The organism is Streptomyces sp. 3330, from assembly GCF_031456635.1.
Taxonomy (GTDB): Bacteria; Actinomycetota; Actinomycetes; order Streptomycetales; family Streptomycetaceae; genus Streptomyces.
In genome coordinates, this window is record NZ_JAVDVA010000008.1 from 234,903 (window position 1) to 256,181 (window position 21,279).

The 21,279-nt window shown below is 70.5% G+C and carries 19 protein-coding genes; 13 read left to right on the top strand and 6 right to left on the bottom strand.

The features are described 5' to 3' along the window. Positions 1 to 191: 191 nt before the first annotated feature. Positions 192 to 410 (top strand): DUF397 domain-containing protein, encoded by a 219-nt coding sequence (locus J2X68_RS16410; protein ID WP_052183895.1) that lies wholly within the window; start codon positions 192 to 194, stop codon positions 408 to 410. Positions 411 to 567: 157 nt separating this feature from the next. On the opposite strand, the gene J2X68_RS16415 is transcribed toward J2X68_RS16410, so the two are convergent. Then, a complete protein-coding gene (locus tag J2X68_RS16415) occupies positions 568 to 1,053 on the bottom strand; it encodes an ATP-binding protein (protein WP_310433274.1) in 486 nt (161 codons plus the stop codon). A gap of 374 nt (positions 1,054 to 1,427) precedes the next feature. Here J2X68_RS16415 and J2X68_RS16420 point away from each other — a divergent pair, with 374 nt between their 5' ends. From J2X68_RS16420 to J2X68_RS16440, 5 genes are all read left to right on the top strand, one after another. Next, a complete protein-coding gene (locus J2X68_RS16420) occupies positions 1,428 to 2,252 on the top strand; it encodes a helix-turn-helix transcriptional regulator (protein ID WP_310433345.1) in 825 nt (274 codons plus the stop codon). A 122-nt stretch (positions 2,253 to 2,374) separates the two neighbouring features. After that, positions 2,375 to 3,835 carry an aldehyde dehydrogenase family protein gene (locus J2X68_RS16425; protein ID WP_310433275.1) on the top strand — a complete coding sequence of 487 codons (1,461 nt, stop codon included), beginning with the start codon at positions 2,375 to 2,377 and terminating at the stop codon, positions 3,833 to 3,835. Between the two features lie 97 nt (positions 3,836 to 3,932). Beyond that, a complete protein-coding gene (locus J2X68_RS16430; RefSeq protein ID WP_310433276.1) occupies positions 3,933 to 4,574 on the top strand; it encodes a PadR family transcriptional regulator in 642 nt (213 codons plus the stop codon). 80 nt (positions 4,575 to 4,654) lie between these two features. After that, positions 4,655 to 5,626 (top strand): ATP-binding cassette domain-containing protein, encoded by a 972-nt coding sequence (locus J2X68_RS16435; protein ID WP_310433277.1) that lies wholly within the window; start codon positions 4,655 to 4,657, stop codon positions 5,624 to 5,626. Beyond that, on the top strand, positions 5,623 to 6,384 hold the full coding sequence (locus J2X68_RS16440) for an ABC transporter permease (protein WP_310433278.1): 762 nt from the start codon (positions 5,623 to 5,625) through the stop codon (positions 6,382 to 6,384). Before J2X68_RS16435 ends, J2X68_RS16440 begins: the two co-directional genes overlap by 4 nt. Positions 6,385 to 6,552: 168 nt before the next feature. Here the strand turns inward: J2X68_RS16440 and J2X68_RS16445 are convergent, their stop codons facing one another. Continuing rightward, positions 6,553 to 7,959, bottom strand: a complete 1,407-nt coding sequence (locus J2X68_RS16445; RefSeq protein WP_310433279.1) for a glutamate decarboxylase — start codon at positions 7,957 to 7,959, stop codon at positions 6,553 to 6,555. Positions 7,960 to 7,988: 29 nt separating this feature from the next. Continuing rightward, complete coding sequence (locus J2X68_RS16450) at positions 7,989 to 9,272, bottom strand: ion channel protein (RefSeq protein ID WP_310433280.1); 1,284 nt, start codon at positions 9,270 to 9,272, stop codon at positions 7,989 to 7,991. 125 nt (positions 9,273 to 9,397) lie between these two features. Between J2X68_RS16450 and J2X68_RS16455 the strand changes: the two genes are divergently transcribed. Then, positions 9,398 to 10,159, top strand: a complete 762-nt coding sequence (locus J2X68_RS16455; protein ID WP_310433281.1) for a MerR family transcriptional regulator — start codon at positions 9,398 to 9,400, stop codon at positions 10,157 to 10,159. A 212-nt stretch (positions 10,160 to 10,371) separates the two neighbouring features. Here J2X68_RS16455 and J2X68_RS16460 read toward each other — a convergent pair whose 3' ends face one another. After that, positions 10,372 to 10,737 carry a YbjQ family protein gene (locus tag J2X68_RS16460; protein WP_020132511.1) on the bottom strand — a complete coding sequence of 122 codons (366 nt, stop codon included), beginning with the start codon at positions 10,735 to 10,737 and terminating at the stop codon, positions 10,372 to 10,374. A 141-nt stretch (positions 10,738 to 10,878) separates the two neighbouring features. Here J2X68_RS16460 and J2X68_RS16465 point away from each other — a divergent pair, with 141 nt between their 5' ends. Continuing rightward, positions 10,879 to 11,889, top strand: coding sequence for a VTT domain-containing protein (locus J2X68_RS16465; RefSeq protein WP_310433282.1), 1,011 nt, complete (start codon positions 10,879 to 10,881; stop codon positions 11,887 to 11,889). Positions 11,890 to 11,946: 57 nt separating this feature from the next. On the opposite strand, the gene J2X68_RS16470 is transcribed toward J2X68_RS16465, so the two are convergent. Together J2X68_RS16470 and J2X68_RS16475 are read right to left on the bottom strand one after the other, a co-directional pair. Then, positions 11,947 to 13,608, bottom strand: a complete 1,662-nt coding sequence (locus tag J2X68_RS16470; RefSeq protein ID WP_310433283.1) for a threonine/serine exporter family protein — start codon at positions 13,606 to 13,608, stop codon at positions 11,947 to 11,949. Between the two features lie 114 nt (positions 13,609 to 13,722). Beyond that, on the bottom strand, positions 13,723 to 14,214 hold the full coding sequence (locus tag J2X68_RS16475; protein WP_003975424.1) for an inorganic diphosphatase: 492 nt from the start codon (positions 14,212 to 14,214) through the stop codon (positions 13,723 to 13,725). Between the two features lie 85 nt (positions 14,215 to 14,299). Between J2X68_RS16475 and dacB the strand changes: the two genes are divergently transcribed. From dacB to ftsH, 5 genes are all read left to right on the top strand, one after another. Beyond that, positions 14,300 to 15,955: a D-alanyl-D-alanine carboxypeptidase/D-alanyl-D-alanine-endopeptidase gene (dacB, locus tag J2X68_RS16480; RefSeq protein WP_310433284.1), complete on the top strand. Its 1,656-nt coding sequence runs from the start codon at positions 14,300 to 14,302 to the stop codon at positions 15,953 to 15,955. Between the two features lie 108 nt (positions 15,956 to 16,063). Beyond that, positions 16,064 to 17,197, top strand: coding sequence for a zinc-dependent metalloprotease (locus tag J2X68_RS16485; protein ID WP_310433285.1), 1,134 nt, complete (start codon positions 16,064 to 16,066; stop codon positions 17,195 to 17,197). 191 nt (positions 17,198 to 17,388) lie between these two features. Further along, complete coding sequence (gene tilS, locus J2X68_RS16490) at positions 17,389 to 18,411, top strand: tRNA lysidine(34) synthetase TilS (protein WP_310433286.1); 1,023 nt, start codon at positions 17,389 to 17,391, stop codon at positions 18,409 to 18,411. A gap of 72 nt (positions 18,412 to 18,483) precedes the next feature. Next, positions 18,484 to 19,044, top strand: a complete 561-nt coding sequence (gene hpt / locus J2X68_RS16495) for a hypoxanthine phosphoribosyltransferase (RefSeq protein ID WP_310433346.1) — start codon at positions 18,484 to 18,486, stop codon at positions 19,042 to 19,044. A gap of 186 nt (positions 19,045 to 19,230) precedes the next feature. Beyond that, positions 19,231 to 21,270, top strand: coding sequence for an ATP-dependent zinc metalloprotease FtsH (gene ftsH / locus J2X68_RS16500; RefSeq protein WP_310433287.1), 2,040 nt, complete (start codon positions 19,231 to 19,233; stop codon positions 21,268 to 21,270). The last annotated feature ends 9 nt before the right edge of the window (positions 21,271 to 21,279 follow it).

The window sequence follows — 21,279 nt, forward strand, 5'->3', positions numbered from 1 at the left end:
TAAAGCGGGCGTCAAAGCTGTAACCAGGCAGGCACCCCGCGTGCACGTGCATCTGCTCATGCGACTGCACGTGAACGGGGTTATGATCCGGGACAGTTGACCACGGCACCAATGGCCACACGAGCCAGTGCACCACCAGGGAGCGACCTGTGGACCACCACGTTGACGGGGGGCACGACGTGTACAACGGCATGACGGCCACACAGCTGTACGGGGTTGCCTGGCAGAAGAGCCGGCACAGCAACTCGCAGGGTTCCTGCGTCGAATTCGCGAGGCTGCCGGGCGGTGACGTGGCCGTGCGCAACTCGCGCTTCCCCGACGGCCCCGCGCTCGTCTACACCCGCGCGGAGATCGAGGCCATGCTGCTCGGCATCAAGGACGGCGAGTTCGACCACCTGATCGCGAGCTGACGTCCCGCGACGTCCTCACCCGCTTCGCCGGTTCCGCCCGGCCGCTCATCGGCTCCGCCTCGGCCTCTCCTCCGCACGCCCCGGAATTTCGGATTTTTCGCGTGAAAACGGAGGGCAACGCGCGTAGAACCGCGGCGTCAGAACGCGCCGCGGTTCCTCATTCGGCAGGCGTGTGCAGCCGGAAGAGCGCCCAGACGACCTTGCCGCCCAGACTGCCGGAGAGCGGGTGCCAGCCCCAGCCGTCGGCGAAGGAGTCGACGAGGAACAGGCCGCGGCCCGACTCCGCCGAGAAGTCGTCGCCCTCCCGGGGCAGCGGACTCTCCCGGCTGGGGTCGCGCACCGCGCACACGAGCCGCTCGGTCCAGCGCATCAGATGCAGCCGCACGGCCGGGTGCTGCCGGTCCGCCGCGAGCGGGACGTCGTCCGGGGACAGACCGTGTCGGAGAGCGTTGGTCACCAACTCCGAGACGACCAGACAGACATCGTCGAAACGGTCGCCGACGTCCCACTGGCCGAGGGTCCTCTTGGTGAACTGCCGGGCCTCGCGCACCGCTTCGAAGCGGGCGGGCAGGGCACACGAGGCGGCGTTGGACACGGCCGCGGGATCAAGCGGCGGAAGGCCCTGCCGTAACGGCTCGAGCATGGTCGATCCATTCGTCCCCATGCGAGGCACTCCCGGGATTCGCGGTCGTTGCGATGCAGCGGTGGCGCGAGACCATGGTTTCGGATGCGCACTGCGGATGCAAGGGCAGATGCACGTGCACGTGACCGAAATGGACCCGCCCGTACCGCTTCTTGGCCATTTTTTCCGCCAACTTCTCGCCCATCGAGGCCACTTCCCTTGCTTTCCCCTCACTGTTCCCTCGCATCGCGCTGTACGTATCCTTTGTCTTCTTTCCATCTCTGTAATCGGACGAGTACTGCTCGAAGTGTTTTAGTGGCAGACTGCGGCCCCTAAGACGGTTGGGGAGGCTGGCGAACGTGAGCGCGGGAGAGCCCGGATCGGTGGTGCGGCGGATGCTGCTCGGTTCGCAACTACGGCGACTGCGTGAGGCACGCGGCATCACACGCGAGGCGGCGGGATACTCGATCAGGGCCTCGGAGTCGAAGATCAGCCGGATGGAACTGGGCCGGGTGAGCTTCAAGACCCGGGACGTGGAGGACCTGCTGACGCTGTACGGCATCTCGGACGACACCGAGCGCCAGGCGCTCGTCGGACTCGCCCGCGAGGCCAACGTGGCGGGCTGGTGGCACAGTTACTCGGACGTCCTGCCCAACTGGTTCCCCACCTACGTGGGCCTGGAAGGCGCGGCCGCGCTGATCCGGGCGTACGAGGTCCAGTTCGTGCACGGCCTGCTCCAGACCGAGGCGTACGCCCATGCGGTCGTCAGCCGGGGCATGAAGGGCGCGAGCGCCGCCGACATCGACCGGCGCGTGGCGCTGCGTCTGGAGCGGCAGAAGTATCTCGTCGCCGAGAGCGCGCCCGACTTCCACATCGTCCTCGACGAGGCGGCGCTGCGCCGGCCGTACGGCGACCGCGGAGTGATGCGCGGACAGCTCCAGCATCTGATCGAGATCTCCGAACGCCCCAACGTGCGGCTCCAGGTGATGCCGTTCAGCTTCGGCGGACACTCCGGCGAGTCCGGCGCCTTCACCATCCTGAGCTTCCCGGAGTCCGATCTGCAGGACGTCGTCTATCTGGAGCAGCTCACCAGCGCCCTGTATCTCGACAAGCGCGAGGACGTCGCGCAGTACGAGCAGGCCCTGAAGGAGCTCCAGCAGGACAGCCCCGGACCGGACGAGAGCCGGGACATCCTGCGCGGACTGATCCAGCTGTCCTAGGGATTCCCCTGGAGCACCTGGAGAACGACCCCAACTCCCTTGAAACCCCCGTACGATGACGTGTGATCAGATCGTGATGCCGATCGATCGAAGCCGATCGCAGCAGGGGATTGAGGGATCACATGTCGTCCTACTTCACTGACCTGGCCCAGCAGTACATCGACGGTGAGTGGCGCCCGGGGACCGGGTCCTGGGACATCATCGACTTCAACCCCTACGACGGCGAGAAGCTGGCCTCGATCACCATAGCCACGGTCGAAGAGGTCGACGACGCCTACCGCGCCGCCGCCCGCGTCCAGAAGCAGTGGGCGGCGACCAACGCCTACGCGCGCCGTGCGGTCTTCGAGAAGGTGCTGCGGCTGGTCGAGGAGCGCGAGGCGGAGATCAGCGAGATCCTCGTCGCCGAGGCCGGCGGCACCTTCGGCAAGGCCGCCTTCGAGCTCCACCTCGCCAAGGAGTTCCTGCGCGAGTCGATCCACCTGGCGCTGCGTCCGGAGGGCCGCATCCTGCCCTCGCCGATCGACGGCAAGGAGAACCGGGTCTACCGGGAGCCGGTCGGCGTCGTCGGTGTGATCAGTCCGTTCAACGTGCCCTTCCTGCTGTCGCTGAAGTCCGTCGCCCCCGCGCTGGCCCTCGGCAACGGTGTGGTGCTCAAGCCGCACCAGAACACTCCGATCGCCGGCGGCACCGTGATCGCCAAGCTCTTCGAGGACGCCGGTCTGCCGCCGGGTCTGCTGAACGTCGTCGTGACCGACATCGCCGAGATCGGCGACGCCTTCCTGGAGCACCCGATCCCGCGGGTCATCTCCTTCACCGGTTCCGACAAGGTCGGCCGCCATGTCGCCACGGTGGCCGCCTCGCACTTCAAGCGGTCCATCATCGAACTCGGCGGCAACAGCGCCTTCGTCGTGCTCGACGACGCCGACGTCGACTACGCGGTCGACGCGGCCGTCTTCAGCCGCTTCGTCCACCAGGGGCAGGTCTGCATGGCCGCCAACCGCATCCTGGTCGACCGCTCGCTCGCGGACGAGTTCACCGAGAAGTTCGTCGCCAAGGTCAAGACCCTCAAGGCCGGTGACCCGCGCGACCCGCAGACCGCCATCGGCCCGGTGATCAACTCCCAGCAGGCGGAAGCCGTCACCGGCGCCGTCGAGCAGGCGATCTCCGAGGGCGCCACCGCCCTGCTGCACGGCGCGACCACGGACAACCTCGTCGAGCCCTCCGTGCTGGCCGGCCTGCCCGCCGACTCCGCCCTGCTCCAGCAGGAGGTCTTCGGGCCGGTCGTCTTCATCAACACCTTCGACGGTGAGGAGGAGGCGGTCCGCATCGCCAACGACACGCCGTACGGCCTCAGCGGCGCCGTGCACACCGCGGACATCGAGCGGGGCGTCGCCTTCGCCAAGCAGATCGTCACCGGCATGTTCCACGTCAACGACGCCACCGTCCACGACGAGCCGATCGTCCCCTTCGGCGGCGAGAAGAACTCCGGCGTGGGCCGTCTCAACGGCGAGACGACCCTGGAGGCCTTCACCACCACGAAGTGGATCTCGGTCCAGCACGGCCGCAGCGGATTCCCGTTCTGAGCCGCCCGGCCCTCTGAGGGCCCGCGCCTCGGCGGTACGGCGGACCCGGGCCCGGGCACCTGGCGGGCGCGGGTCCGCCACGCCATAACCTGGGCGCATGTCAGCGATCCGTCTTCTCGTGCTGGGCGCCGTGCGTCAGCACGGGCGGGCCCACGGCTACCAGGTGCGCGGCGACCTGGAGTACTGGGGCGCCCACGAGTGGTCCAACGCCAAGCCGGGCTCGATCTACCACGCCCTGAAGCAGATGGCGAAGCAGGGGCTGCTGCGCGAGCACGAGACGGCCCCGTCCACCGCGGGCGGCCCCCCGCGCACCGAGTACGAGATCACCGACGCCGGCACCGCCGAGTACTTCAGGCTGCTGCGCGAGGCGCTGACCTCCTACGACCAGAAGACGGACGTGAAGTCGGCGGCCATCGGCTTCGTGGTCGACCTCCCGCGCGCGGAGGCCGTGGCGCTCCTGGAGGAGCGCATCCGCGGCATCGAGGAGTGGCGCTCCGCCGTCACCGAGCACTACGTCCCCGAGGACGGGCCGGAGCAGCTGGGCCACATCGGCGAGATCATGAATCTCTGGCTCCACACGGCGGACGCCGAGGCCGCGTGGACGCGGGGCCTGATCGCACGGATCGAGGGCGGCGCGTACACCTTCGCGGGGGAGGGTGCGCCGTTCGTCGGCGTCCTCGCGGAGGGCGAGGAGAACCCGTACGCCACGGGGGAACGGCATCCGGGGGATGCCCGCTAATCAAGTTTGACGAGTCCGATCCGGGGCGTTACTTTGACGTGGTAGTCAAGTTTGACTACCGGAGGAGTTGGGGGACTTTCATGGCCGACACGGCGATCACCGTCGACGGCGTGCGCAAGAGGTACGGCGACACACAGGCGCTGGACGGGCTCGACCTCACCGTGGCCGGCGGCACCGTGCACGGGGTGCTCGGGCCGAACGGCGCGGGCAAGACGACCCTGGTCAGGATCCTGTCCACGCTGCTGCGGCCGGACGCCGGACGCGTCGAGGTGGCCGGCCACGACGTCGTGCGCGAGGCCAGGGAGGTCCGTACGCGCATCGGCCTGCTCGGCCAGCACGCCGCCCTCGACGAGGAGCTGGGCGGCCGCCAGAACCTGGAGATGTTCGGCCGCCTCCACCACCTGGGCGCCCGCCACGCGCGCGTGCGTGCCGACGAACTCCTGGAACGCTTCGAGCTCACCGGCACCGGCCGCAAGCCGGTCCGCGCCTACAGCGGGGGGATGCGCCGCCGTCTGGATCTGGCCGCCTCCCTCATCGGCAACCGGCACGGCACCGACCCCGAGGTGCTCTTCCTGGACGAGCCGACCACCGGCCTCGACCCGCGCGGGCGCGCCGAGGTGTGGTCCGCGGTCCGCTCGCTGGTCGGCGGCGGGACGACGGTCGTGCTCACCACCCAGTACCTGGAGGAGGCCGACCAGCTCGCCGACCGGATCTCGGTCGTCGACCGGGGCCGCGTGATCGCCGACGGCACGGCGGACGAGCTGAAGGCGCGAACGGGAGGCGACCGCATCGACGTCGTCCTGCGCGACGCGGGCCTGCTGGGGGCCGCCCTCGCGCTGCTGCCCCTGTCCACGCGGGACGTCACCGTCGACCCCGACCGCCGTCTGCTCAGCGCTCCGGTCACCGACCGCATGGCCGCCCTGTCCGCCGTCGTCCGCGCCCTGGAGGAGGCCGGCGTCGAGGCGGAGGACGTGGCGCTGCGCCGCCCCACGCTGGACGAGGTGTTCCTGCACCTGACCGGGCAGGACGACCGTACGAAGGAGACCGTGTGAGTACGTACGCGCTGACCGATTCCTGGACCATGACCCGGCGGGAACTCGCCCACTGGGCACGGCAGCCGGGGCGGCTGGTCGTCGGGCTGGTCTTCCCGGTGATGCTGCTGCTGATGTTCGGCTACCTGGTCGGCGGCGGCCGCGGGGTGAACGGCGACTACCTCGACTACCTGATGCCCGGCATGCTGGCGCTCACCATGGCCTTCGGCCTGGAGGGCACGATGCTCGCCGTCACCCAGGATCTCGACAAGGGCGTCATCGACCGGTTCCGCGCCATGCCGATGGCCGACGGCGCGGTCCTGGTGGGCCGTTCGGCGGCCGACATGCTCCAGTCGGCCGTGGGACTCGCCGTGCTGATCCTCGTCGGCCTCGCGCTCGGCTGGCGTCCTCAGGGCGGGCCGGGCGCCTTCCTGGCCGCGGTGGGTCTGCTCCTCCTGTTCCGCTTCGCGATGCTGTGGATCGGCATCCACCTCGCACTGGTGGCGGGGAAGCCCGAGATGGTGCAGGCCGTGCAGATCCTGGTCTGGCCGATCGGCTTCCTGTCCAACGCCCTCGCCGCCCCGGCCTCCATGCCCGGCTGGCTGGGCACCGCCGTCGAGTGGAACCCGATGTCCCGCACGGCGACCGCGGTACGCGACCTGTTCGGCGGCCCGGGCGCCGACCCCGCCCACATCTGGGCGGCCACCGCCTGGCCCCTGGCCCTGCTGGCGGTCTTCTTCCCCCTGGCGGTCCGGAAGTTCGCCCGCATGAGCCACTGAAGGGCGGGACGGCCGATCGGGGGAACGGCCGTCCGAGCCGTCGGCCGTCCGGGGCAACGGCCGTCCGAGCCGTCGGCCGTCCGGGGCGTCGGCCGACCGGGAGAGGGGCCGGGCGGCCGAGGGGGGCGGCCGGCGGAGGGTCCGGCCGACGGGCGGGGAGGGGGACGGTCAGTGGTGGAACCCCGTCGCCGCGCTCCTGTCCCGGGTCAGCGGTCCCGACTGTCTGCGCAGGTCCGGCAGCAGTCGGGACAGGTCCTCCACGAACATGTCGGCGAGGTCCTCAGAGAAGCCGTTCCTGCACACGACCCGCAGCACGGACAGGTCCTCCCGGTTCGGCGGGAACGTGTACGCGGGCACCAGCCAGCCGCTCTCGCGCAGCCGCCGCGAGACGTCGAAGACGTCGTACGCGTCCACGCCCGGGGCCGTCGTGAAGGCGAACACCGGAAGCTCGTCGCCCCGGGTGAGGAGCCGGAAGTCGCCGAGCGCCTCCACCCGGTCGGCGATGCCCCGGGCCACGTCCCGCGTGGTCTGCTGCACCGCCCGGTATCCCGCGCGGCCCAGCCGCAGCAGCGTGTAGTACTGCGCGACGACCTGGGCCCCCGGCCGGGAGAAGTTGAGGGCGAAGGTCGGCATGTCGCCGCCCAGGTAGTTCACCCGGAAGACCAGCTCCTCCGGCAGTGCCTCCTTGTCACGCCACAGCGCCCAGCCGACGCCCGGGTACACCAGCCCGTACTTGTGCCCCGAGGTGTTGATCGACGCCACGCGCGGGAGACGGAAGTCCCACACCAGGTCCTCGTCGAGGAAGGGGGCGATCATCGCGCCGGACGCGCCGTCGACGTGCACCGGGATGTCGAGGCCGGTGCGTTCCTGGAGGGAGTCCAGGGCCGCGCACAGGTCGGCGATCGGCTCGTAGGACCCGTCGAAGGTGGAGCCGAGGATGCCGACGACGCCGATGGTGTTCTCGTCGCACAGCTCGGCCGCGGCCCGCGGGTCCAGGTGGAAGCGGTCCCCTTCCATGGGGAGCAGACGGGCGTCCACCTCCCAGAAGTTGCAGAACTTCTCCCAGCAGACCTGGACGTTGACGCCCATCACGAGATTCGGCCGGGCGCCCGGGTAGCGGTCGCCGGCGCGCCGCGACCACCGGCGTTTCATCGCCATCCCGGCGAGCATGCACGCCTCGCTCGACCCGGTCGTCGAACAGCCCACGGCCGCCGACGGGTCGGGCGCGTTCCACAGGTCGGCGAGCATCGCCACGCAGCGCCGCTCCAGCTCGGCGGTGCGCGGGTACTCGTCCTTGTCGATCATGTTCTTGTCCCGGCACTCCGCCATCAGGACGCCGGCCTGCGGCTCCATCCAGGTGGTGACGAAAGTGGCCAGGTTGAGACGTGAGTTGCCGTCGAGCATCAGCTCGTCGTGCACCAGCTGGTACGCCGCCGACGGTGGCGTCGGGCCGTCCGGCAGCCGGTGCTTGGGCGGCGCCTCGGTCATGCCGCCGACCGGATTCGCCTCGCCGTAGAAGGGGTTCACGGACAGCGGGCGCTCACCGGGTTCGTCGGTGCCTTTGTGCAACGGCATGAGGTGCCTCCTGAAGGGTCGAACGGGTGTCAGCGGACCGGAGTTCCGTCCGCGCGCAACTGCATCTGCGGCCGCCCCGTCACCAGCAGCCAGGCCGGCAGCGAGGCGACGCAGAGCAGGGCGATGATCGAGGGCGAGGCGACCAGGACGGCGGCGACGAAGAGACTCACCCAGCCCTGCCGGGTGATGGCCAGGAGCACGCCCAGCACCCCGGCCGCCACCCCCACCGACGGATGGACGCCCGGCACGAGCGCGTGGGCGGTGAGACCGAGGGCGGAGCCGACGAACACGGCCGGGAAGATCCGCCCGCCCCGGAAACCGCAGGACGCGGCGACGAGCAGCGCGGCCAGCTTCACCACCGTCATCGTGGCGAACTGCCCGGCCGTCCAGCCGTCGGGATCGGCCGCGAGCTCCCCGACCTCGTCCAGCCCCTTGAAGAGCGTCAGATGGCCGCCCAGGGCCCCCAGCAGGCCCAGGACGACCCCACCGGCCGGCAGCATGAGCATGGGGTGCCGCAACCGCCGGAACGCGCTGTGGACGTACGGGAAGGCGTAGACGGCGCACATGGCGAGCAGCGCGCCCACCGCGGCGATCACGACGGCCGCCAGCAGATCGCCCCAGCCGGGCTTCCCGAGCACCGGCAGATCCAGGTCGAAGGTGGGATGGGCCACCAGAGTGGTCGTCATCGCGCCCGCCGAGGCGGCGACCAGCGGTGCGAAGACGTTGTCCCACAGCGGCCCCTCGGTGTGCCGCCCCGCCAGCGCCTCGGAGATCAGCAGCGCCGCCGCCACCGGCGTGCCGAACAGCGCGCCGATGGTCGCCGCCTCCGCGAGCATCACCCACACCGCGCCCGGCGCGCCCGGCCGGATCCGGCGGCCCAGCCAGACGGCGAGCCCCACGTTCACGGCGATGATCGGGTTCTCCGGGCCCAGGCTCGGCCCGCCCGCCAGCATCAGCGCGGTCGCGACCAGCAGCCCGGGGAGGACCCCCGGCGGCAGCACGCGCGCGTCCAGCCCCATCGTGGCCGGGTCGGGACCGGCGTGGCCCGGCGCCTTCCACACCACCAGGCCCACCGCCACCCCGGTCGCGGTCAGCACGACGAGCATCCACAGCACCGAGTAACGGCCGACGCCCAGCGCGTCCGGCAGGTTCTCCCACAGCACGTGCTCCAGCTGCTCGGCCACCCCCTCCACCAGCAGGAGCAGCAGGCTCGCCAGCACGCCGACGGCGAGAGCGGGCAGGATCGACGGCAGCAGGGCGCGTGCCGGGGTCGCCGGAGCGACGGGAACCTGCTGCGGGGTGTCCTGGGCCACGGGCTCACGATAAGCGGGCATAACGGACACGACACCCGGGGGGAGGCCACGAGGGAGCCGGCCTTGCACCTGACGTGACGTGAGGACGCACCGTGGAGCGCGTACCGAGAAGGGAGCGGACGGAAGTGAGCTACTCCGTAGGACAGGTCGCCGGATTCGCCGGTGTCACGGTGCGCACGCTGCACCACTACGACGACATCGGCCTGCTCGTCCCCGGCGGGCGCAGCCACGCGGGCCACCGGCGCTACGACGACGCCGACCTCGACCGGCTCCAGCGGATCCTGTTCTACCGCGAGCTCGGCTTCCCGCTCGAGGACGTCGCGGCCCTGCTCGACGATCCGGCGGCCGACCCGCGCGCGCACCTGCGCCGGCAGCACGAACTGCTGACCGCCCGGATCGAGCAGCTGCAGAAGATGGCCGCGGCCGTGGAACACGCGATGGAGGCACGCAAGATGGGCATCAACCTCACGCCCGAGGAACGGTTCGAGGTCTTCGGCGACAAGGACCCGGAGCGCTACGCCGAAGAGGCGGAGCGGCGCTGGGGCGGCACCGAGGCCTACGCGGAGTCGCAGCGCCGAGCCGCCCGCTACACCAAGGACGACTGGAAGCGCATCCAGGACGAGGTCTCCGACTGGGGCGCGCGCTACGACGGCCTCATGTCCGCGGGCGAGCCGCCGACCGGCGACGCGGCGACGGACATGGCCGAGGAACACCGGCAGCACATCAGCAGGTGGTTCTACGACTGCTCGTACGAGACGCACCGCTGTCTGGGGGAGATGTACGTCTCCGACGAGCGCTTCAAGGCCTTCTACGACGCGATGCGCCCGGGCCTGGCCGAGCACCTCAGGGAGGCGATCGCGGCGAACGCGGCCCGGCGTTCGGCGTAGGCGGTCCGAGGCGGCGTGAGGCCTCCCGCGCCGGCGTGAGGCCGTGCGAGGCGGCGCGGGAGTGACGGTGCGGCAGGTCCGGGGCCGGCCGGGTCCGGTTCCGGGCTCGCGGGGGCCCGGAACCGGGTGCCGGAGCGCCGGGGGAGGTCCGCGGGGTCCTGGGAGGCCGGGGTGGCCCGGGGGGCCCGGGTGCCCGGGTGGCTCGGGGGCGGTTACTCCCGGACCAGCACCACCGCGGTTCCGTACGCGCACACCTCGGTGCCCACCTCCGCCGCCTCCGTCACGTCGAAGCGGAACATCAGCACGCCGTTGGCTCCACGCGCGCGTGCCTGCTCGACGAGGCGCTCCATGGCCTGGTTACGGGTCTCCACGAGGGTCTTCGTCAGGCCCTTGAGCTCCCCGCCGATCATCGACTTGAGGCCCGCCCCGATCTGGCTGCCGAGATGCCGTGAGCGCACGGTCAGTCCGAAGACCTCGCCGATGACCCGCTCGACCCGGAACCCGGGTACGTCGTTCGTGGTGACGACCAGTACGTCCGGCTCGGGACCCTGCCCACCGCCGTAGTCTTCGATGCCCATGGCTCACAGCTTCGTCCCAGCGGGCCCACAGTGCATCCCGGAGGCATCCGTGGAACCTGGGGCGTACACATTGCGTTGATAGCTTTGTGCGGCTGCACCATGGACGCCGTACCTTCCCCCACCCATCAGGAGCCCGGAACCGTGACGACGATCGCCCTCGGACCGAGCTGGCTGGACCCCAACTACCTGCTCGACAACTTCGGTCTCTGGGGTCTGCTGCTCATCGTCTTCGCGGAGTCCGGCTTGCTGATCGGGTTCTTCCTGCCCGGTGACTCCCTGCTGTTCACCGCCGGCCTGCTGATCACGTCGAGCCAGCTCGACTTCCCGCTGTGGGGCGCGGTCGCGCTGATCTGCGTCGCCGCGATCCTGGGCGACCAGGCGGGTTACATGTTCGGCAAGAAGGTCGGGCCCTCGCTCTTCAACCGCCCGGACTCGCGGCTCTTCAAGCAGGAGAACGTCACCAAGGCGCACGAGTTCTTCGAGAAGTACGGCCCGAAGTCCCTGGTCCTGGCGCGCTTCGTGCCCATCGTGCGCACCTTCACGCCGATCATCGCCGGCGTCAGCGGCATGCGGTACCGCTCGTTCCTGGTCTTCAACGTCATCGGCGGCGTCCTGTGGGGCGCGGGCGTCACCCTGCTCGGCTCCTGGCTGGGCGGCATCGACTTCGTCAAGAAGAACATCGAAGCGATCCTCATCCTGATCGTCCTGGTCTCCGTCGTCCCGATCGCCATCGAGTTCCTGCGGGCCCGCTCGAAGGCCAAGAAGGACCCGCAGCAGTCCGCGTCGCAGACTCCCGGGCAGCAGCACCAGCCCGACCAGCAGCAGCCCCCGGTCATGGACGACGCCACGACCCAGCTCCGCCGGATCGACCAGCACGACCAGCAGTACCCGTACGGCAACCAGGGGCAGGACCAGGGCCGGCACCAGGCCCGGAGCCAGGGGCAGGGCCAGGGACAGCACCAGGGCCAGGGGGGACAGCACGAGTACTACGGTCAGCAGCAGTACCCCCAGCAGCAGCCGTACCCGCAACAGCAGCAGTACCAGGACTGGCAGCAGCCCCAGCAGCCCCAGCAGCCGCAGCAGCAGCCCCAGCAGCAGCCGTACGGCGCCGGACAGAACAACCAGTACCCCTACGACAACCAGGGCTACTAGGGCTGCCGGGGCTGTCAGGGCCGCCGGAGCCACGGCGGCCCTGGGGCTGCCGGAGGCTCAGAAACCCCGCGTCCGCTTGGCGGCCCGCCTCTTCTCGGCCGAGCCGATCCGCAGGAACAGCCGCGAGATCTCGGAACCGAGGTTCACGCCGATCGCGATGGCCATCGCCAGCGCCGCGGCCTTGGTGATCGACACCAGCCCCGCGTCCACCTCGTTCTGCGCGATGGCCAGCAGCCCGAAGTAGGTCGCCGAACCCGGCAGCAGGGGTCCGATCGCGGCGGTCGTGTACGGCAGGGCGGACGCGAACCGGTAGCGCGACAGCAACTGCCCGAAGAGCCCCACCACACCCGCCGCGACGGCCGTGGAGGCGACCGGCGAGATCTCCCCGGCGTAGTGCATGGCGCCGTACACCGACCACGCCACACCGCCGTTCAGGGTGACGGCCAGCACGGTGGACCGTTCCTGCTGGAGCAGCACCGCGAACGTCAACGACAGCAGCATCGACGCGGCGATCTGCCACAGCGGCCGCTTGGTGATGCCCAGGGCCGCGTCGGGATTGAGATGCGCGCCGAGCTGCACACCGACGTAGAGCATCACCAGCACGCCCGCCACGATGCCCACGAAGAAGTACATGACCTCCAGCAGGCGCGCGGCGGCGGTGATGTAGAAGCCGGTCAGGCCGTCCTGGACGCCCGCCACCAGCGCCCGCCCCGGCAGCAGCGCGAACAGCCCACCGGTGATGACGGCGGACGCCTTCACCTCGACGTTCGCCAGTGTCAGCGCGATGCCTATCGCGGCCGGCGGCATCGCCGCGACCAGGAACTGGTAGAACTCGGGCAGCCCGCGCCCGGCGCACAGCCACGCCAGCCGGTCACCCAGCATCGCGCCGAGCGCCGCCGCCACGAACACGACCAGATCGCCGCCGACCAGCACCGAGGCCGCTCCCGCGAGCAGCCCGCTCGCCGAGGTCAGCACCCAGGTCGGGTACGGATGCCGGTTGCGGCGCATCTCCGCGAGCCGCCGGTAGGCCTCTTCCAGCGAGAGATGGCTCTCCGGGTCGCTCAGGTCGTCCACGAGCCGGAAGACGGCCGCCAGGCGCGTGTAGTCGGTGCCCCGGCGGCGGACCGTCCGGGACGCCGTCACCGGGTCCTCCACCAGGGACGGCTGGTACGAGATCGACAGCAGCGTGAAGGTGACGTTCGGCTCGCAGCGGTCGAGCCCGTAGGAGCGGCAGACCGCGAACATCGCGGCCTCCACGTCCTCGGCGCCCTCGCCGCCCGCGAGCAGCAGCTCGCCGATGCGCAGCGTCAGGTCGAGCACGCGCGGGACGGCAGGACCGCCCTCCTCCGCCTTCGGCCCCGGCTCGGGAGCGGGCCGGTCGGCCACCGGCATCCGCAGCATCGTGCGCATCCGGTCCTGCCAGGGCAGGTCCTTGATCAGACTCACCACCGGCACGCCCTCGGCCGGTGTGAAGGCCACCGGGGCCTGCCGGGCGCTGTAGGTGCTCGGCAGGCTGAAAGCCGATCCCTCGCCCTCCGCGGTGGCGGGCGGGCCCACGTCCAGTCCGTTCGGGACGGCGAACTCGGAGGTGGTCTCCGGTTCACCGCCGGATCTGGGGACGGCCAGCCCCGCCGGGATCGCGAACTCGGACGTGATCTCGGGGTCGAAACCACCCCTCGCCTCGTCCGACTGCGGTTTGCGGTCCTCCGCCTCCGACACTCAGCAACGCTCCCTGAACGACACCTTCCGTAGGCCTCAGTATGCGCACAGACGCGCGGAAGGGCCGCACGCGTACGCGTGCGGCCCTTCCGACGGCATCAGGCGACAGAGGCCTCAGTGGCCGCCCTGGTCCTTGAAGCGCTTGTAGGACCGCTCGATCTCGGCCTCGGCCTCGGTGCGGCCCACCCAGTCGGCGCCCTCGACGGACTTGCCGGGCTCCAGGTCCTTGTAGACCTCGAAGAAGTGCTGGATCTCCAGGCGGTCGAACTCCGACACGTGGTGGATGTCCCGCAGGTGCTCCACGCGCGGGTCGGTCGACGGGACGCACAGCAGCTTGTCGTCGCCGCCGGCCTCGTCCGTCATCCGGAACATGCCGATCGCGCGGCAGCGGATCAGACAGCCCGGGAAGGTCGGCTCGTCCAGGATGACCAGCGCGTCCAGCGGGTCACCGTCCTCGCCGAGAGTGTTCTCGACGAATCCGTAGTCGGTCGGGTAGGCGGTCGAGGTGAAGAGTCGACGGTCCAGGCGGATCCGACCGGTCTCGTGGTCCACCTCGTACTTGTTCCGCGAACCCTTCGGGATCTCGATCGTGACGTCGAACTCCACCGGTGGCTCCTCCATGATCAGCACATACTTCTGGTGGTTAAGTGTCCCTCACGCCGCTGTGTGATCGCGAAAGGGGCTGGTGTTCATGCCAGAGCTGAGGCCTTGGCGGGCCGCGAGACCGCACGTGGTGCGGGTCACGGACGCCGTACGACCGCGTCTGGCACGGGCCGCAGGGATCGTACGGCCTCGTCTCGCACGCGTGACCGCGGCCGCGAAGCCGCAGCTCACACGGCTCACACTGGCAGCGAAGCCGCAGCTCGGGCGGATCACCAAGGCCCGTCAGGACAACAGGTCGTGGCAGTACACCGCGGGTGCGGCGACCGCCGGGCTGGCGCTGGCCGCCTGTGTGGTGACCGCCGCCGGCCCCTGGGACTCCACAGGTCAGCGTACGGCGGAGCGGGACCGGGCCGCCGCCCTGGAACAGGCGGGTGGCACAGATCACGGCCGTACGGACGATTCGTCCGGTGCCTCCGACACGGTGGCCGGAGCGCCGCGGCCCGCGCCGAGCGCCGCCTCGGTCCTCACGGGCCTCGGCGGCGCCTCCAGCACGGTGAAATCCGCCTCGGACGGTCTTCCGACGGGTACGGGCCTCGCGGGCGTCCTGGGCCCCCTCCTGGGCGATCCGGCCCTCGGCGCCCGGCGGACCGCCGTGGTCGTCGACGTGGCCACCGGCAAGCGGCTGTACGGCTCCGGAGCCGACGAGGCCCTGACCCCGGCGTCCACCACGAAGATCGCCACCGCCGTCGCCGCGCTCTCCGCGATGGGCGGCGAGCACCGCCTCACCACCCGCGCCGCGCTGGAACCCGACACCCGCGAGGTCGTCCTCGTCGGCGGCGGCGACCCCACCCTCACGGCCCGCGCGGACGCCGGGGGCTGGGCCGACCTGCGCACCCTCGCCGGTTCCACGGCGGCCGCCCTGAAGAAGCGCGGCCTCACCCAGGTGACGCTCTCGTACGACACGACGCTGTTCGCCGGCACCCAGGTTCACCCCATCGGGGTCAACCCCAACCTCGCCGCCGTCACCGCCCTGTCCGCCGACGAGGGCCGCACCGACGACTCCACCAGCGGCCCGACCACCCGCGTGAGCGACCCGGCGGCCGACGCCACCCGCAAGTTCGCCGCTTTCCTGAAGGCCGCCGGCATCAAGACCTCGGCCCCCGGACCATCGAAGGCCACCACGCGCGCGACGACCCTCGCCACCGTCTCCTCGCCCCCGCTGTCCGTCCTGGTCGAGCGGATGCTGACCAACAGCGACAACGACATCGCCGAGGCCCTCGCCCGCCAGACCGCCGTCGCGACCGGCGTCCGCGCCGACTTCGCCGGCGGCGGCAAGGCCGTCCGCGCCCAACTGAAGAAGCTCGGCCTGCCGTTGGCCGGCGTCCGGATCAAGGACGGCAGCGGCCTCGACCGCGAGGACCGGCTCACGGCGAACCTCCTGACCGCCCTGCTGGTCAAGGCGGGTGACGCCACCCGCCCCGAACTGCGCCCCGTCCTCACCGGCCTCCCCGTCGCCGGCTTCACCGGCACCCTCACCAGCCGCTACACGGAGGGCGCGGCCGGCGTGGTCCGCGCCAAGACCGGCACCCTGACCGGCGTCAACACCCTCGCGGGCACGGTCGTCGACCAGGACGGCCGCCTCCTCGCGTTCGCCCTCCTGGCCGCGGGCACGACCGACCCGGCGGCGGCCCAGGCGGCGTTGGATCGGGCGGCGACGGCGCTGGCGGGCTGCGGCTGCCGCTGAGCGGCGCGGCCCGGCGCCCCCGGGCCGTCCCCGGTCCCGACCCTGACATCTCCCTGACCGGTCTCCCGTGGCCTGCCCCCGACGGCGGCGCTCACGTACGGTTGACGCATGACGAGCAACGGTGGCGCTGCTTCTTCGGGGATGGTCGACTGGAATCTGGCGGTGGCGACCGCGACCCGGCTCGTGCGGCCGGGCCCCGAGGTCACCCGCGACGAGGCGCGAGCCGTCGTCGCGGAACTGCGCCGACACGCCAAAGCCTCGGAGGCGCACGTCCGGGGCTTCACTCGTATGGGCACCGACGACATCCACGACACGCCGGTCCTCGTCGTCGACCGCCCGGGCTGGGTGGCGGCGAACGTGGCGGGCTTCCGCGAGATCCTCAAACCCCTCCTCGACAAGATGCAGGAACGGCGCGGCGACAAGCCCGGCGGCGCGGTCCTCGGCGCCGTCGGCGGCAAGGTCACCGGCGTCGAACTGGGCATGCTCCTGTCCTTCCTGTCCTCCCGGGTCCTCGGCCAGTACGAGACCTTCGCCCCCGCCACGCGCGAGCTCCCGGCGGGGGCCAACGGCGGCGGCCGGCTGCTGCTCGTCGCGCCGAACATCGTCCACGTGGAACGCGAACTCGACGTGGAGCCCCACGACTTCCGGCTGTGGGTGTGCCTCCACGAGGAGACGCACCGCACCCAGTTCTCGGCCGTGCCCTGGCTGCGGGACCATCTCGAGGGCGAGATCCAGTCGTTCTTGGGCGAGACCGACGTCGACCCCATGACGTTCCTGGAGCGGATCAGGGAAGCGGCCCAGTCCCTCTCCGGCGGCCGGCCCGAGGGCGAGGAGGACGACGGCGGCCGTTCCCTGGTCGAGCTGGTGCAGACGCCCGCCCAGCGCGAGATCCTCGCCCGCCTCACCGCCGTGATGTCGCTCCTGGAGGGACACGCCGACTTCGTCATGGACGGCGTGGGCCCGGAGGTCGTGTCGTCCGTCGCCGAGATCCGCGAGAAGTTCCAGCAGCGCCGCGCCAAGGGAGCCTCCCGACTGGACGTCGCCCTGCGGAAGTTGCTGGGCCTGGACGCCAAGCTCAAGCAGTACCGGGACGGTGAGCGCTTCGTGCGGGCCGTCGTCGACCAGGTCGGCATGGACGGCTTCAACCGCGTATGGACCTCCCCGAACACACTTCCGACCAAGGCCGAGATCGCCAAGCCGGCGGACTGGGTCACGCGCGTGCACCGCAAGGCCGACTCGTGAACGGCCGGAACGGCGGTGAACGAATCCGGCCGACGGCAGGAGAACGCCCCTTCAATCACCCGTCCGAGGGACCGTGAGCCCTGGGCAGGCGTGCAATGCTCGGGGAACGGCCGGGTTCTGTCACCATCTACACACTCTGCGTGACCGAACCTCGGGTTCACCCCCGAAAACTTCATGAAGGGAACCGGACAGTGGGTCCCCATCCTGCGGTCGCGGCGATACGCCTGGCGGTCCGCCGCGTACTCCACGACATCCTCAACGACCACCCCACCCCCGACACGCACTCCGACGAACGACCGGCGCCGCCGCTCGTGCTCGTGGCGTGCTCCGGCGGCGCCGACTCCATGGCGCTCGCCTCCGCCCTCGCCTTCGAGGCGCCCCGGCTCGGCCTCCGGGCCGGCGGTGTCACCGTCGACCACGGGCTCCAGCCCGGCTCCGACCTGCGCGCCGAGGAAGTCGTCCTGCGGCTGCGCGAACTCGGCCTCGATCCCGTCGAGGCCACGGCCGTGACCGTCGGCCGCGAAGGCGGGCCCGAGGCCGCGGCCCGCGACGCGCGCTACGCCGCCCTCGACGCCGCCGCCGTCCGCCACGGCGCCGCCGCGATCCTGCTCGGGCACACGCGCGACGACCAGGCCGAAACCGTCCTGCTCGGCCTCGCCCGCGGCTCCGGCATCCGCTCCCTGTCCGGAATGGCCGCGGTCTCGGGGGCCGACGGCCGCTACCGACGCCCCTTCCTCCAGGTCGACCGGCAGACCGCCCGCAAGGCCTGCATGGTCCAGTCCCTGCCCGTCTGGGACGACCCGCACAACGCCGACCCGGCCTATACCCGCTCCCGGCTGCGCCACGAGGGGCTGCCCGCCCTGGAGAAGGCTCTCGGCAAGGGAGTCGTCGAAGCCCTCGCCCGGACGGCCCAGCTCTCCCGTGACGACGCCGACGCCCTCGACGCCTGGGCGGGCCAGGCCGAGTCCTCCGTACGGGACGCCGCCGGTCTGCTGGAGTGCGCGAAGCTCTACGCCCTGCCGCCCGCCGTACGCCGCCGGATCCTGCGCCGCGCCGCCATCGAGGCGGGCGCTCCGGCCGGTTCCCTCTTCGCCCGGCACATCGAGGAGGTCGACCGGCTGATCACCGGTTGGCGTGGCCAGGGGGTCATCAATCTCCCCGGCAAAGTCGTCGCTCAGCGCCAGGGTGGCAGACTGGTGATTCGGCAAGGCTGAATCCGGGCCCTCCGGCAGGACCGCTCACGCGGTCGTGGGCGGTCCTGGTGGCCGGTGGGACAACCGAAAGTGATGCGGGTGGACGCGAAAGACATGGGCACCGACCTCAAAGAGGTGCTCATCACCAAGGAAGAGATCGACGCGAAGCTGGTCGAACTGGCTGCGAAGATCGATGCGGAGTACGCGGGCAAGGACCTGCTCATCGTCGGTGTCCTCAAGGGCGCCGTGATGGTCATGGCCGACCTCGCCCGATCCCTGTCCACCCCCATCACCATGGACTGGATGGCCGTGTCGTCCTACGGGGCGGGCACCCAGTCCTCCGGTGTCGTGCGGATCCTCAAGGACCTGGACACCGACATCAAGGGCCGTCACGTCCTGATCGTCGAGGACATCATCGACTCCGGTCTGACGCTGTCCTGGCTGATCTCCAACCTCGGCTCGCGCGAGCCCGCCACCCTCAGGGTGTGCACGCTGCTGCGCAAGCCCGAGGCCGCCAAGGTCGCCATCGACGTCGAGTGGGTCGGCTTCGACATTCCCAACGAGTTCGTCGTCGGATACGGCCTCGACTACGCCGAGAAGTACCGCAACCTCCCGTTCGTCGGTACGCTCGCGCCCCACGTCTACGGCGGCTGAGACCCGAAGGGCCCAAGCCCCGTACGAAGATCGGGAACCCCGGCGGGCTTTTCGCCGTTGGAGCAAGCAGACGGGTGCGCCAGCCGTCCCGTGCGGCTCCGCGCGACAAAGCTGGGGTACCGTCAGAAGAACTGTCTTATCAAACTCACTATGGCAGGAGGGACGGGGCGACACCGCTCCGTATGGATGGACGTGAAGCGATACTTCCGTGGGCCGGTCATGTGGATCGTGCTGGCCGTCCTTGCCGTGGTCGTGTTGATGCAGGTCGTCGGCTCGTCCGGCGGCTACAAGACGGTGGACACCGGCCAGGTCATTGCAGCGATCAACGACAACAAGGTCGAGTCGGCCAAGCTCACCACCGGTGACGAGCAGACCATCAAGGTCACGCTCAAGGACGGCGAAAAGGTCAAGGACAGCTCGAAGATCCAGGCGAGCTATATCGGCGACCAAGGCGTGACCATTGCCAACACGCTGCAGACCAAGTACCAGGACAAGCAGATCCCGGACGGATACACAGTCTCGCCGACGAAGCAGAACGCCTTCGTCGGGATCCTGCTGTCCCTGCTCCCCTTCGTCCTCATCGTGGTCGTCTTCCTGTTCCTGATGAACCAGATGCAGGGCGGCGGCTCCCGAGTCATGAACTTCGGGAAGTCCAAGGCCAAGCTCATCACCAAGGACACGCCGAAGACGACTTTCGCCGACGTCGCGGGCTCGGACGAGGCCGTCGAGGAACTCCACGAGATCAAGGAGTTCCTCCAGGAACCGGCGAAGTTCCAGGCCGTCGGCGCCAAGATCCCCAAGGGCGTACTCCTGTACGGCCCGCCCGGTACCGGCAAGACGCTCCTCGCGCGCGCCGTCGCCGGCGAGGCGGGGGTCCCCTTCTACTCGATCTCCGGTTCCGACTTCGTCGAGATGTTCGTCGGTGTCGGTGCCTCCCGGGTCCGTGACCTCTTCGAGCAGGCCAAGGCGAACGCCCCGGCGATCGTCTTCGTCGACGAGATCGACGCGGTCGGCCGCCATCGCGGCGCCGGCCTCGGCGGCGGTCACGACGAGCGCGAGCAGACGCTGAACCAGCTGCTCGTCGAGATGGACGGCTTCGACGTGAAGGGCGGCGTGATCCTCATCGCCGCCACGAACCGCCCCGACATCCTCGACCCCGCGCTGCTGCGCCCCGGCCGCTTCGACCGCCAGATCGCGGTCGACCGCCCGGACATGCAGGGCCGTCTGGAGATCCTCAAGGTCCACCAGAAGGGCAAGCCGGTCGCGCCGGACGTCGACCTGTCGGCCGTCGCCCGCCGTACCCCGGGCTTCACCGGCGCGGACCTGTCGAACGTGCTGAACGAAGCTGCGCTCCTCACGGCGCGCAGCGACAAGAAGCTCATCGACAACCACTCGCTGGACGAGGCCATCGACCGCGTCGTGGCGGGCCCGCAGAAGCGGACCCGGATCATGTCGGACAAGGAAAAGAAGATCACCGCGTACCACGAGGGCGGCCACGCCCTGGTCGCGGCGGCCTCCCCGAACTCCGACCCGGTCCACAAGATCACGATCCTGTCGCGCGGACGGGCCCTCGGTTACACGATGGTCCTGCCGGACGAGGACAAGTACTCGACCACGCGCAACGAGATGCTCGACCAGCTGGCCTACATGCTGGGTGGGCGCGCCGCCGAGGAACTGGTCTTCCACGACCCGACCACCGGCGCCGCGAACGACATCGAGAAGGCCACCGCCACGGCCCGCGCGATGGTCACCCAGTACGGCATGACCGAGCGACTGGGCGCGATCAAGTTCGGCGGCGACAACACCGAGCCGTTCCTCGGCCGTGAGATGGCTCACCAGCGCGACTACTCGGAAGAGGTCGCCGCGCTGGTGGACGAGGAAGTCAAGAAGCTCATCGAGACCGCGCACAACGAGGCCTGGGAGATCCTGGTCGAGAACCGCGACGTGCTCGACAACCTGGTGCTTCAGCTGCTCGAGAAGGAGACGCTGAACAAGGAGCAGATCGCCGAGATCTTCTCCGCCATCGTCAAGCGCCCGGCCCGGCCCGCCTGGACCGGCTCCTCGCGGCGCACGCCGTCCACCCGTCCGCCGGTGCTCTCCCCCCGGGAGCTCGCACTGACGAACGGCGCCAACGGCGCGACGCCGGCGATCTCCACGGCGAAGTCCACCGCGGTGGATCCCACCCCGGTGACCGAGCCGGCCCCGGAGGACCGCCCCGAGAGCTGATCCGGCTCC